Source organism: Paraburkholderia sejongensis, from assembly GCF_020880815.1.
GTDB lineage: Bacteria > Pseudomonadota > Gammaproteobacteria > Burkholderiales > Burkholderiaceae > Paraburkholderia > Paraburkholderia sejongensis.
Genome location: NZ_JAJITD010000014.1, coordinates 1 through 11,824 on the forward strand (window position 1 = coordinate 1; position 11,824 = coordinate 11,824).

The 11,824-nt window shown below is 65.3% G+C and carries 10 protein-coding genes and 1 rRNA gene; 4 read left to right on the plus strand and 7 right to left on the minus strand.

The window, feature by feature from the left end:
- A 5S ribosomal RNA gene (gene rrf / locus LJ656_RS24625) occupies positions 1-114 on the plus strand.
- Between the two features lie 294 nt (positions 115-408).
- On the opposite strand, the gene dmpG is transcribed toward rrf, so the two are convergent.
- The 5 genes from dmpG to LJ656_RS24650 all read right to left on the minus strand — a co-directional run bounded on the left by dmpG (position 409) and on the right by LJ656_RS24650 (position 4,313).
- Entirely contained in the window at positions 409-1,473 is a 1,065-nt protein-coding gene (gene dmpG / locus LJ656_RS24630) for a 4-hydroxy-2-oxovalerate aldolase (protein ID WP_230512134.1), read from the minus strand.
- Positions 1,473-2,432 (minus strand): acetaldehyde dehydrogenase (acetylating), encoded by a 960-nt coding sequence (locus LJ656_RS24635; protein WP_230512135.1) that lies wholly within the window; start codon positions 2,430-2,432, stop codon positions 1,473-1,475. The genes dmpG and LJ656_RS24635 overlap by 1 nt, the downstream gene beginning before the upstream one ends.
- 95 nt (positions 2,433-2,527) lie before the next feature.
- Positions 2,528-3,295 (minus strand): 2-keto-4-pentenoate hydratase, encoded by a 768-nt coding sequence (locus LJ656_RS24640; RefSeq protein ID WP_230512136.1) that lies wholly within the window; start codon positions 3,293-3,295, stop codon positions 2,528-2,530.
- The gene (gene mhpD, locus LJ656_RS24645; protein WP_230512137.1) at positions 3,292-4,107 is read right to left on the minus strand and encodes a 2-keto-4-pentenoate hydratase; all 816 of its coding nucleotides are present in this window, start codon (positions 4,105-4,107) and stop codon (positions 3,292-3,294) included. The genes LJ656_RS24640 and mhpD overlap by 4 nt, the downstream gene beginning before the upstream one ends.
- Positions 4,104-4,313 (minus strand): tautomerase family protein, encoded by a 210-nt coding sequence (locus tag LJ656_RS24650; protein ID WP_230512138.1) that lies wholly within the window; start codon positions 4,311-4,313, stop codon positions 4,104-4,106. The genes mhpD and LJ656_RS24650 overlap by 4 nt, the downstream gene beginning before the upstream one ends.
- A gap of 194 nt (positions 4,314-4,507) precedes the next feature.
- Here LJ656_RS24650 and LJ656_RS24655 point away from each other — a divergent pair, with 194 nt between their 5' ends.
- A complete protein-coding gene (locus LJ656_RS24655) occupies positions 4,508-5,422 on the plus strand; it encodes a LysR family transcriptional regulator (protein WP_230512139.1) in 915 nt (304 codons plus the stop codon).
- A gap of 48 nt (positions 5,423-5,470) precedes the next feature.
- Here LJ656_RS24655 and LJ656_RS24660 read toward each other — a convergent pair whose 3' ends face one another.
- Positions 5,471-5,695, minus strand: coding sequence for a hypothetical protein (locus LJ656_RS24660; RefSeq protein ID WP_230512140.1), 225 nt, complete (start codon positions 5,693-5,695; stop codon positions 5,471-5,473).
- A 47-nt stretch (positions 5,696-5,742) separates the two neighbouring features.
- A complete protein-coding gene (locus LJ656_RS24665; RefSeq protein WP_425606001.1) occupies positions 5,743-6,267 on the minus strand; it encodes a hypothetical protein in 525 nt (174 codons plus the stop codon).
- A 419-nt stretch (positions 6,268-6,686) separates the two neighbouring features.
- Between LJ656_RS24665 and LJ656_RS24670 the strand changes: the two genes are divergently transcribed.
- Together LJ656_RS24670 and ptsP are read left to right on the plus strand one after the other, a co-directional pair.
- A complete protein-coding gene (locus LJ656_RS24670; protein ID WP_230512141.1) occupies positions 6,687-9,086 on the plus strand; it encodes a phosphoketolase family protein in 2,400 nt (799 codons plus the stop codon).
- A 109-nt stretch (positions 9,087-9,195) separates the two neighbouring features.
- Entirely contained in the window at positions 9,196-11,811 is a 2,616-nt protein-coding gene (gene ptsP, locus LJ656_RS24675; protein WP_230512142.1) for a phosphoenolpyruvate--protein phosphotransferase, read from the plus strand.
- The last annotated feature ends 13 nt before the right edge of the window (positions 11,812-11,824 follow it).

Sequence of the window (11,824 nt, forward strand, 5' to 3'; positions counted from 1 at the left end):
CCTGATGACCATAGCGAGTCGGTCCCACCCCTTCCCATCCCGAACAGGACCGTGAAACGACTCTACGCCGATGATAGTGCGGATTGCCCGTGTGAAAGTAGGTAATCGTCAGGCTCCTCATGCAGTACGTCCAGAACCCCGGTGTCTCCGAAAGAGAACCGGGGTTTTCGCGTTTACGCGGCGGATTTGCGCGGCTTGCCGGCGCTCCTTTCCGACAGCACTCGAGCCTTACTTAACCACTTGCACCTGGCCCGATAGTCGTCCGAAACGTTTTCTGTGAATCGCTCAACGGAAGAGACCGGAGAGAAGGCGGATATTATGGTCGCCACGGCGCGTGAACGTCCGGAAACAAAGCGGCCCGCGCGTGGCGGGCCGAATCCATGCGTGAAAACACCAAAAGGCTGCTAATTAGCCGGCTTCACTCACGGCAGCCGCAACCCGCACATCGTCATGCGCATCGCGCTTAAGCAGATCGAGAGCGACATCGACGATCATGTCTTCCTGGCCGCCGACCATCTTGCGTCGCCCAAGCTCGACCAGAATATCGACGGTCTTAAGCCCATACTTGCGAGCCGCAACCTCGGCATGTCGCAAGAAACTCGAATAAACGCCAGCATAGCCAAGAGCGAGCGTCTCCCGATCCACCCGCACGGGCCGATCCTGCAACGGCCGAACCAGATCATCGGCGGCATCCATCAAGCGATAAAGATCGCACCCATGATTCCAACCCTGGCGCTCAGCCGCTGCGATAAACACCTCGAGAGGAGCATTCCCGGCGCCAGCCCCCATCCCCGCGAGACTCGCATCGATCCGGTCACAGCCTTCCTCGACTGCCACCAGTGAATTAGCCACCCCGAGACTGAGATTGTGATGCGCATGCATCCCTGTCTGCGTGTCGGCGTTGAGAACATCCTTGAATGCGCGAAACCGATCGCGAATATCGTTCATCCCCAGCGCGCCGCCCGAATCGACCACATATACGCAACTCGCGCCATAACTCTCCATCAGCTTCGCCTGCTCGGCGAGCTTTTGCGGCGTGGTCATATGGCTCATCATCAGAAAGCCGACCGGATCCATCCCAAGCTCGCGAGCGAATTCCAGATGCTGACGCGACACGTCTGCTTCGGTGCAATGCGTAGCGACCCGCACCACTCGCGCGCCGGCATCGTAAGCATTACGCAGATCGTGCATCGTCCCGATCCCCGGCAGCAATAGCGTGGCGATCTTCGCATTCGCCACGCTCTCGGCCGCGGCGGCGATCCACTCCACATCGCTATGCGCACCGAAACCATAATTGAAGCTGGAACCTTCGACACCATCTCCATGCGCGACCTCGATACTATCGACACCCGCCTGATCGAGCGCGGCCGCAATGGTCTTCACATGCGCGATGCTGTACTGATGGCGAATCGCATGACTGCCGTCACGCAGCGTGACGTCGGAGATATAGAGCTTCTTGTCGATCGTAGTCATTACGCGGCCTCCTTGTGTCCACGCGCGATGCCGGCCGCAATGCGACGGCGCGCCATCATATCGGCGCAGGCAAGAGCGGCCGACGTCATGATGTCGAGATTGCCCGCATACGCAGGCAGGTAGTGAGCGGCGCCTTCCACTTCGAGAAACACGGAGGTTTTCAGCCCGTGCTTCAATCCGAGTCCCGGCACGTTCAACGGCTGATCGGGCGAAATCACGTCGAACTGCACTTTCTGCTTCAGACGATAACCCGGCACATAAGCCTGCACGCTCGCCACCATCCGCGCGATGCTGTCTTCGATCGCCTGCTGGTCCGCCAGATCGGACAGCACGAACACGGTGTCGCGCATGATCAGCGGCGGCTCGGCAGGATTGAGCACGATGATCGCCTTGCCGCGCGTTGCGCCGCCGAGCGTTTCGATCGCGCTGCGGGTCGTTTCGGTGAATTCATCGATGTTCGCGCGCGTGCCCGGGCCCGCCGATTTGCTCGCGATCGAAGCGACGATTTCCGCGTAGTGCACCTTGGCGACGCGCGAGACTGCGGCGACCATCGGAATCGTCGCCTGGCCGCCGCAGGTGACCATGTTCATGTTGGTCGCGTTCTCGGCTTCGAGATTGATCGCCGGGATCACGTACGGGCCGATGGCCGCCGGCGTCAGGTCGATCACCTGCACGCCATGCTGTTGCAGCACGTCGTTGTGACGCTTGTGCGCGCCGGCCGAGGTCGCATCGAACACGATGTCGATGTCGTTGAACAGATCGAGCTTGAGCAACCCGTCGAGGCCTTCGGCGGTGGTCGTCACGCCGAGCCGCGCGGCCCGCGCGAGGCCGTCCGATTGCGGATCGACGCCGACCATCGCGCTCATTTCGAGGAGCTGACTATTGCGCATCACCTTGATCATCAGATCGGTGCCGATATTGCCGGACCCGATGATCGCCACTTTTACCTTACCTGTCATATTCACTCCGGACTCATGCTTGATGCTTCAGGTTGCGTGCTCGGGGGTCGAGCGACGCACGCGCCGGGGCTCCACGGCCGCGCGCCGCCGGCGCGTCATCCGTTGACGTGAAAGCCCGCGCGGCCGAGCTGTTCCATCTCGACCGACACATACTGGCCCGGCTTGATCCATTCGGCCGGCGTCGCGCCGCCCGCCATCACGATCCAGCCGGCCTGCAACGGCTCGCCGGCCTGCGCGGAGAGCCGCGCGGCGGCCACCAGCGAGCGCAGCGGCTGGCCGAGCAGCGCGGCGGTCGAGCCGACCTGCACGACGTGGCCGTCGATATTGAGCGTCAGGCCGAGGTTGCTGAAGTCGATGCGCGGATCGCGCCACGCGCCGATCACGAAGCCGCTCGACGACGCGTTGTCCGCGATCACTTCCGGCAGCGTGAATTTGAAGTCCTTGTAGCGCGAGTCGATGATCTCGAGCGCGGGCGCGATCGCTTCGACGGCCGCGAGCGCTTGCGGCCCGGTCACGTCGCCGTCGAGCGAATGCTTGAGCACGAAGGCGATTTCCGGTTCGACGCGCGGATGCACGAAGCGCGAGAAATCGATCGTGCTGCCTTCCTCGATTTGCATGCCGGCGGTCAGGCGCCCCCAGATCACGTCGGACAGGCCCATCTGCACCATCTTCGCGCGGCTCGTGAAGCCCATCTTCACGCCGACGCGGCGTTCGCCGCGCGCAACCCGGCGCTGGATCGACGCGGACTGAATCTGATAGGCCTCGTCGAGCGACAGGCGGCCTTCGGGGTCGAACTGGGAGACTTCGGTGGCGGTGCGCGCTGCGTCGTCGAGCAGCGTCGCGTATTCGTTAATCTGGCTCATTGACGTGCCTCGTTCGCGGAAGTGGGGGTGGCGTCGAACACGGCTCGCACCGAGCCCAGTCCGTTGATGCGCGCGTCGAAGACGTCGCCCGGCGCGACCGCGACCATCGGGCCGAGCGCGCCGGACAGCACGAGGTCGCCCGTCTTCAGCGGGGTGCCGACCGCGGCCATCGTGCGCGCGAGCCAGACCACCGCGTTGATCGGATGGCCGAGGCAGGCGGCGCCCGCGCCGACCGACACCGGTTCGCCGCGTCGCTCCATCACCATCCCGCACAGCCGCAGATCGAAATCGGCGAGCTTGCGCGGCCGGTTGCCGAGCACGAACGCCGACGACGACGCGTTGTCCGCGATCGTGTCGGTAATGCGGATATTCCAGTTGGCAATGCGGCTGCCGACGATTTCGAGCGCCGGCAACGCGTAGTGGATCGCGTTTAGCACGTCGAGCTGGCCCGGATTGCGCTGATTCAGATCGCGGCCAATCACGAACGCGATCTCCGCTTCGATCTTCGGTTGCGTGAGAATCGACGCCGGAATCGGTTCGCCGTCGCCGTAGCCCATGTCGTCGAACAGCATGCCGAAATCGGGCTGGTCGACGCCGAGCTGCTTCTGCACCGCGACCGACGTCAGGCCGATCTTGCAGCCGACCACGCGGCGGCCGGCGGCGATGCGCCGCTCGGTGTTGACGCGCTGGATCGCATAAGCATCGTCGATGCTCATTTGTTCATAGGTCTCGCGCAGCGGCGCGATGTAGGCGCCGCTACGCTCGGCGTCGACCAGTGCGCGCGCCGCGCTTTCGATCTGTTGCGGTGTCATTTGGCCTTCTCCTGGGCGGCGGCGATTTCGTCCTTGGTCTGATCGCCGACGGCCCAGTGGCTGGCCGGCGTCAGCGTCGCGTAGACGCGGATCGAACTGAGCGGCGCGCCGAGCGTTTCGTGGACGGTGCGCGCGACGGCTTTGACGCACGCCTTGATCGCGGCGTCGTCGCGTCCTTCGACGAGGGAAATATGAACGATTGGCATGGTGAGTTCCTGGTTGCGCGAGCACGAAAGGAAGCGGCGACACGTTGCGCGGACGATGCGGCAACGCGGCGGCGCCATCGGAATCGGCTGCCATGATCGCGCTTGCGGCGGCATACCGTCCAATACTGTTTTTTTAAAATCTGATACCGTTCCGGTATGACTTGATTTACCCGCGCACGCAAGGAAACGAACCGATGGAACTGAAGCAGATGCGCTATTTCCTCGCGCTGGCCGAGGAGCTTAACTTCGGCCGCGCGGCCGAGCGGCTGCATATCGCGCAGCCGCCGCTCACGCGCAACATCCGCGCGCTCGAAGAGGAACTGGGCACGCCGCTGTTCATCCGCACCAGCAAGGGCGCGGAGCTGACCGAGGCGGGGCGCGCGCTGCTGGAGGAAGTGCCGAACATCCTCGCGCTGTCGCGGCGCGCGGAAGAGCAGACCCAACTGGCGGGGCAGGGTTATACAGGACGGCTCGACGTCGGCATTTTCAGCTCGGGGATTCTGAATGTGATCCCGCGCCTGCTCGCGGACTTTCATACCGAGCGGCCGGCGGTGAAGATCGGTTTGCACAATATGTCGAAGGCCGAGCAGATCGCGGCGCTGCGCGAGCGGCGCATCACGATCGGCTTTAACCGGCTGGTGCCGAACGAGGCCGATATCGCGGTCGACTGGGTGCAGCGCGAGTCGTATCTGATCGCGCTGTATGAAGGGCATCCGCTGTGCGAGAAGAAAACCATTACGCTGCGCGACCTCGATAACGAGCGGATGATCCTCTATCCGAACGCGCCGGTGCATGGGCTCGCGCAGGAGGTCGCGGCGGCGTTTCGCGCGGAGGGCGTGCGGCTGCGGGTCGAGCAGGAAGTCGAGGACGTGGTGACCTGTATCGCGCTGGTGGCGAGCCGTTTCGGCGTGTGCGTGACGACCGAATCGGCGGTCAATCTGCGGCTGCCGGGCGTCGTGTACCGGCCGCTCAGATCGACGCGGTTGCGCGAGATCGAGTTGAGCTGTCTGTACCGGCGTGACGACAGCTCGCCGATTCTGCAGGCGTTTCTGAGGCTGATCCGCGCGTCGCGCGGCAAGACGGGCAAGGCGCGGGCGGCGCCGGCTTAGCGGCAGGCGTTTTTTGGTCGCCGTGCGTTCGGCCCGACAGCCTCTCGTTCACTGCGAGGCGGCAGCCGGCGCGGACGCCGGATGGTCCGTCTTGTTCGTCTGCCCGGCGGGCTCGCTCTTCGCTTTACGCGCTTTTTTCTGCGCGGCCCGCTGCGTGTCCTGCATCTGCCTGTTCGCGCTCATACCCATCTGCGCGGAAGCGGCGGCGGGCCACATCGCATTAGCGATGACGAATGCCGCGAGCGCCGGCACGACGGTACCAAACCTGTTCATCTCGTTCCCCTAACTAACTACCCGTCGCCTCGAAAGCTCGCGTCGCTTCAGAATTTATTGCGCTGGCTCGGATCGAATACCGGGTCCGGCTGCTTCTGCGTTTGTCTCAGCACGCCCTGCGGGTCGAAATAGAAATTGAAGATCATGTGGTAGATGTTGCTTTCCATGTACCGGTACGACCACACCTCGCGCTCCATCCGCTTGAAATACGAGGTCTCGAAAGGCCGGCCGAATGCGACCAGCACGTCGTCGCGGGTCCACTTGTTGACCTCGGCGCGATAGAACTCGTTTTCCTGAAGCACTTGCTGCACACGGGTCGTCCTGCCCGATGCATCGATATCGACCGCGGTGGTCGTCGTGCCCATCGGCTGCGTGGGCCACATCAGACGCTTGCCGCCGTCGGGCAGATCGTAGGTTTCCTTCGGCGGACCGAGCGTCGCGATCACCGTCTGCCGGTCCATACCGGTCTGCACGCGCTGCTGCGGCTGCGCGCAGGCGCCGAGCAGGAGCATCAGGGTAAGCGCGACGGCGCACGCGCGCGGCGGCCACGCAAGGGCAATGCGCTGTTTCATGGGTCTCTCCCGCGTTTGTGCATGGCTTCGGTGGCGGCCGTCGCGTAACTCTCACGTAACCATCACGTGACGGTCACGTGAAAATCGCACGCAAATCGCATGCGGCGAACACCGCACCAGGCTCAAACGTGCCACGCGCGGCCGGGCGGCAAATCGGACCAAGGTCCGATAGGCAAGCGGGCAGCGCGCGACTAGCCTGTGAGTTGCAGCCGGAAAGCGTGAAGGCCGCAGAGCCTGAGAACCGCCAGGCCCGGACACCGCCAAGCTTGGAAACCGCCCACCGCGTCGGCAACAGCGACGGCCGTCGCGAGGCTCGCCGCGCTCCGGCACCTTGCCGCTGCGACACCGCGCGATTGCAGCGCGCCCGGCGCTGCGCCGTTTCAAGCCGGGCCCGCGCCGCACGGACAGGAGACGTCACGATGAGCGCAACAACCGATTCAGACGCTTCACTTCGCATGCCGCTAGCGGCCGACGAACTCGCCCGCATCGACGCGTGGTGGCGGGCCTGCAATTACCTGTCGGTCGGCATGATTTATCTGCGGGACAACCCGCTGCTGCGCGAGCCGCTCGTGGCCGAGCACGTCAAGCACCGGCTACTCGGCCACTGGGGCGCGAGCCCGGCGCTGTCGTTCGTGTGGGCGCATCTGAACCGCGTGATCAAACGCGACGACCTCGACGTGATTTTCATGGCCGGCCCCGGCCATGGCGCGCCGGGCGTACTCGGCCCCGCTTATCTGGAAGGCACCTATTCGGAGGTGTATCCGGACAAGAGCGAAGACGCCGAGGGGATGCAGAAGTTTTTCAAGCAGTTCTCGTTTCCGGGCCATATCGGTTCGCATGTGACGCCCGAGACCCCCGGCTCGATCCACGAAGGCGGTGAGCTCGGCTACAGCCTGTCGCACGCTTACGGCGCCGCGCTCGACAACCCCGATCTGCTGGTCGCCTGCGTGATCGGCGACGGCGAGGCCGAAACCGGCCCGCTCGCGACCGCCTGGCATTCGAACAAATTCATCAACCCCGCGCGCGACGGCACCGTGCTGCCGATCCTGAACCTGAACGGCTACAAGATCGCCAATCCGACGATTCTGTCGCGCATCAGCCACCGCGAACTCAAAGCGCTGTTCGAAGGCTACGGTTATACGCCGCATTTCGTCGAAGGCTCGGACCCGGCGCAACTGCACCAGAAGATGGCCGCGACGCTCGATACCGTGCTCGCCGAAATTCGCGCGATTCACGAGTGCGCGCGCGCCGCTGACGCGACTCCGGAGCGGCCGCTGTGGCCGATGATCGTGCTGCGGACTCCGAAGGGTTGGACCGGGCCGAAGGAAATCAACGGCCATAAGGTGGAGGGCACGTGGCGCTCGCACCAGGTGCCGTTTTCCGACGTGCGCGGCAATCCGGCGAATCTGGCGCTGCTGGAAAGCTGGCTGCGCAGCTATAAACCCGCCGAACTGTTCGACGAAAACGGCCGCCTGCTGGCCGCGTTGCGCGAGCTGGCGCCGCGCGGGCCGCGCCGGATGAGCGCCAATCCGCACGCGAACGGCGGTCTGCTGCGCCGCGAGTTGAAGCTGCCGGACTTTCGCGACTACGCGGTCGAAGTCGCGCACGCGGGCGCGGTGCTGCGCGAGAACACGCAGCCGCTCGGCCAGTTTCTGCGCGACACGATGCGCTGCAACATGCGTACGTTCCGCGTGTTCGGCCCGGACGAAACCGCGTCCAATCGCCTGCAATCGATCTACGAGGTCAGCAAGAAAGTATGGATGGCCGAGCGGCTGCCGGAAGACGACGACGGCGGCGAACTCGCGCCCGACGGCCGGGTGATGGAGATGCTTTCCGAGCACACGCTGATGGGCTGGCTCGAAGGCTATCTGCTGTCCGGGCGGCACGGCTTCTTCCACACGTACGAAGCGTTCGCGCACGTGGTCGATTCGATGTTCAACCAGCATGCGAAGTGGCTGGACGTGTGCAAGAACCATGTGCCTTGGCGCGCGTCGGTGGCGTCGGAGAACATCCTGCTGTCGTCGACGGTATGGCGTCAGGATCACAACGGCTTCTCGCATCAGGACCCGGGCTTTATCGATCTCGTCACCAACAAGAGTCCGTCGGTGACGCGGGTGTATTTGCCGCCGGATGCGAACACGCTGCTGGTCGTCGCTAATGAATGCCTGCGCTCGACCGACTGCATCAACGTGATCGTCGCGGACAAGCAGAAACATCTGCAATTCACCACGATCGACGAAGCGGTCGTGCACTGCGCGAAGGGGATGGGCGTGTGGCGGCGAGCGAGCAACGACGAGAACGCCGAGCCGGACGCGGTGATGGCCTCGTGCGGCGACGTCGCCACGCAGGAAGCGCTCGCGGCCACCGCGATCTTGCGCGAGCGTTTGCCCGAGCTGAGATTGCGTTTCGTGAACGTCGTCGACCTGTTCCGAATGCAGCCGGCCAGCGAGCATCCGCACGGCTCCAGCGAGCGCGAGTTCGACAGCCTGTTTACCGTCGACAAGCCGGTGATTTTCAATTTCCACGGCTATCCGTGGCTGATTCACAAGCTCGCGTACCGTTTCCGCAACCACGAGAATCTGCATGTGCGCGGCTACACCGAAAAGGGCAACATCAACACGCCGCTCGAACTGGCCATCCTCAATAAGGTGGACCGCTTCAACCTCGTGCTCGACGTGCTGGACCGGGTGCCGAGGTTGCAGGGCAGGACCGCGCATCTGCGGGAAGACATGAGGAACGCGATCATCCTCAATCTGAATTACGCGCACGAGCACGGCACCGATCGCGCCGAAATCTCCGAATGGACGTGGCCGTTTTGAAGCGGGCACCGTATCCGGCCGCTGTATCGCCGCGCCGGCTTGAACCGCTTGATCGAATGGCTTTATCGCACCGTTTCACGCTGGCGTCACCGCACCGGGAGTCATCGCCATGCAAGCCCTTCAGCATTCGCTGCGCGTCGAACTGATCGCACCCCTGTCGGGCGTGCTGGTGCCGCTCGACAGCGTGCCCGACCCGGTCTTCGCGGGCAAGATGGTCGGCGACGGCGTGTCGATCGATCCGACTTCGGATGAACTGCTCGCGCCGCTGGCCGGCAAGGTCACGCTGCTGCACGCGTCCAACCACGCGGTGACGATCACCGCCGACAACGGTCTCGAAGTGCTGCTGCACATCGGGCTCGACACCGTGCTGCTGCGCGGCGAGGGCTTCCTACCGCTGGTCAGGCAGGGCGACACGGTCGCGGCGGGCGCGCCGCTGATCCGCTTCGATCCTGTGGTGGTCGGCGCGAAGGCGGCGAGTCTGCTCACGCAGATGGTGATCGCCAACGGCGAGCGGGTCGCGCGCTACCTGCCGGCGCAAGGGATCGTCAGCGCCGGTATCGACGTCGCGCTGTACCTCGAACTGGTCGCCGGCAGCGCGGCGGGGCAGACGCCGGACCCGAGCGGCACGGTGCTGTCCGGTGAAATCACGCTGCCGAATCCGGCGGGCCTGCATGCGCGGCCTGCCGCGGTGGTCGCCGCCGAGGCGAAGAAATTCCAGGCGGAAATCCGCCTGCTGCGCGCGGGCGGCACTAGCGTGAATGCGAAGTCGGTCGTCGCGATCATGGGATTCGCGACCCAGTTCGGCGACAAGTTGCGCGTCGAGGCGCGCGGCCCGGATGCGGCCGAGGCGGCGAACCAGCTTGCGCGTCTGCTTGCCGAGGGCTCGGGCGAACAGCCCGGCGAGGCACCGGCGGCGGCGCCGGTGGACGGCGGCGCGGCGAGTGCCATAGCCAATACAGCGGCAAATACAGCAGCGAATGCAACCGGAACCGCCGCGGCCAATGCTGCCGCGCCCGCACCAGCGCCCACCCCCGCCGCCGCGCGCGACGCGAACGAGTTCTCCGGCGTATCCGCGTCGCCAGGCCTCGCGGTCGGCCATGTCGTGCAGTTTCGCCAGCAGGTGATCGATGTGCGCGAAGCGGGCGAGTCGCCGCCACTCGAACGCGCGCAACTCGAAGCGGCCCGCCACCAGGCGCGCCAGCAGATCGAGGCGCTGAAGGCGACGCTCGCCGATCCATCGAAAGCGCAGATTCTTGCCGCCCATCTCGAACTGCTCGACGATCCCGATCTGAACGACATCGCGATCGCTCATATCAGCGCGGGCAAGAGCGCGGCATTCGCGTGGCGCGAAGCATTCCAGCGTCACGCGAGCACGCTGGAAAAACTCGACAATCCGCTGCTGCGCGAACGCGCCGGCGATATCCGCGACGTCGGCCGCCGGGTGCTCGCGTTGCTCGCGGGCGCGACCCAGGCGAGCATCGACGTGCCGGCCGAGTCGATCCTGATCGCCGAAGAACTGTCGCCGTCGGACACCACGTCGCTCGATCGCAGCAAGGTGCTCGGCTTTTGCACGACCAGCGGCGGCGCGACCAGCCACGTCGCGATCCTTGCGCGCTCGCTCGGCATCCCGGCGATCTGCGGGATCGACGAGCGCGCGCTCGACCTCGCGGACGGCACGCCGGTCGTGCTCGACGGGTCGCGCGGCAGCTTGCGGCGCAACCCGAGCGCCGACGAACTCGCAAAGGCGCGCGAGCGGATCGAGCGCCAGATCGCAAGACGCGAGCAGGAGCAACTGGCGGCGGGCAAGCTCGCGATGACCGCCGACGGTCACCGCATCGAAGTCGTCGCCAACATCCGCAACGCGCAGGAAGCGCGCGACGCGGTCGCGGCCGGCGCGGAAGGCGTCGGGCTGCTGCGCTCGGAGTTCCTGTTCGACGCGCGCGACACGGCCCCAACGGAAGACGAACAGGCCGCGCAATACTGCGCGGTCGCCGAAGCGCTCGGCCGCGACCGGACGCTGGTAGTGCGCACGCTCGACGTCGGCGGCGACAAACCGCTGTCGTATCTGCCGCTGCCGAAGGAAGACAATCCGTTTCTGGGTCTGCGCGGCGTGCGCGTGAGCCTCGCGCGTCCCGACCTTTTCCGCACGCAATTGCGCGCGATTTTGCGCGCGGCGCCGCTCGGCAAGCTGCATGTGATGTTCCCGATGATCGCCGCGATCGAGGAAGTTCTGGCGGCGCGCCAGATCCTGCGCGAAGAAGCCGGCGAGCGCGCGGCCGAGGTCAAGGTCGGCGTGATGATCGAGGTGCCGGCCGCCGCGCTGATCGCCGAGCCGCTGGCCCGCGAAGTCGACTTCTTTTCGATCGGCACCAACGACCTCACGCAATACACGCTGGCGATGGACCGCGGCCATCCGCAGCTCGCGAAGCAGGCCGACGCGCTGCATCCGGCGGTGCTGCGGCTGATCGGCATGACGGTCGACGGCGCGCACCAGCACGGCAAGTGGGTCGGCATCTGCGGCGGGATTGCGTCGGACGCGATGGCCGTGCCGGTGCTCGCGGGCCTCGGCATCGACGAACTGTCGGTCAGCATTCCGGCGGTCGGTTCGATCAAGGCGCAGCTCGCGCGAATCACGATGGACGAAGCGCGCCAGCTCGCCGCCGAAGTGCTGCGGCTGGGCACCGCCGCGCAAGTTCGCGCGCATCTTGCCCGCTTCGCCGAATGAGCATCGGTTGAGC

Coding starts and splice junctions, on each gene's coding strand:
- LJ656_RS24665 (WP_425606001.1), bottom strand. CDS start 6,267: ATGAAACAGCGCATTGCCCTTGCGTGGCCGCCGCGCGCGTGCGCCGTC.
- ptsP (WP_230512142.1), top strand. CDS start 9,196: ATGCAAGCCCTTCAGCATTCGCTGCGCGTCGAACTGATCGCACCCCTG.
- LJ656_RS24670 (WP_230512141.1), top strand. CDS start 6,687: ATGAGCGCAACAACCGATTCAGACGCTTCACTTCGCATGCCGCTAGCG.
- LJ656_RS24635 (WP_230512135.1), bottom strand. CDS start 2,432: ATGACAGGTAAGGTAAAAGTGGCGATCATCGGGTCCGGCAATATCGGC.
- LJ656_RS24650 (WP_230512138.1), bottom strand. CDS start 4,313: ATGCCAATCGTTCATATTTCCCTCGTCGAAGGACGCGACGACGCCGCG.
- LJ656_RS24640 (WP_230512136.1), bottom strand. CDS start 3,295: ATGAGCCAGATTAACGAATACGCGACGCTGCTCGACGACGCAGCGCGC.
- LJ656_RS24660 (WP_230512140.1), bottom strand. CDS start 5,695: ATGAACAGGTTTGGTACCGTCGTGCCGGCGCTCGCGGCATTCGTCATC.
- dmpG (WP_230512134.1), bottom strand. CDS start 1,473: ATGACTACGATCGACAAGAAGCTCTATATCTCCGACGTCACGCTGCGT.
- LJ656_RS24655 (WP_230512139.1), top strand. CDS start 4,508: ATGGAACTGAAGCAGATGCGCTATTTCCTCGCGCTGGCCGAGGAGCTT.
- mhpD (WP_230512137.1), bottom strand. CDS start 4,107: ATGACACCGCAACAGATCGAAAGCGCGGCGCGCGCACTGGTCGACGCC.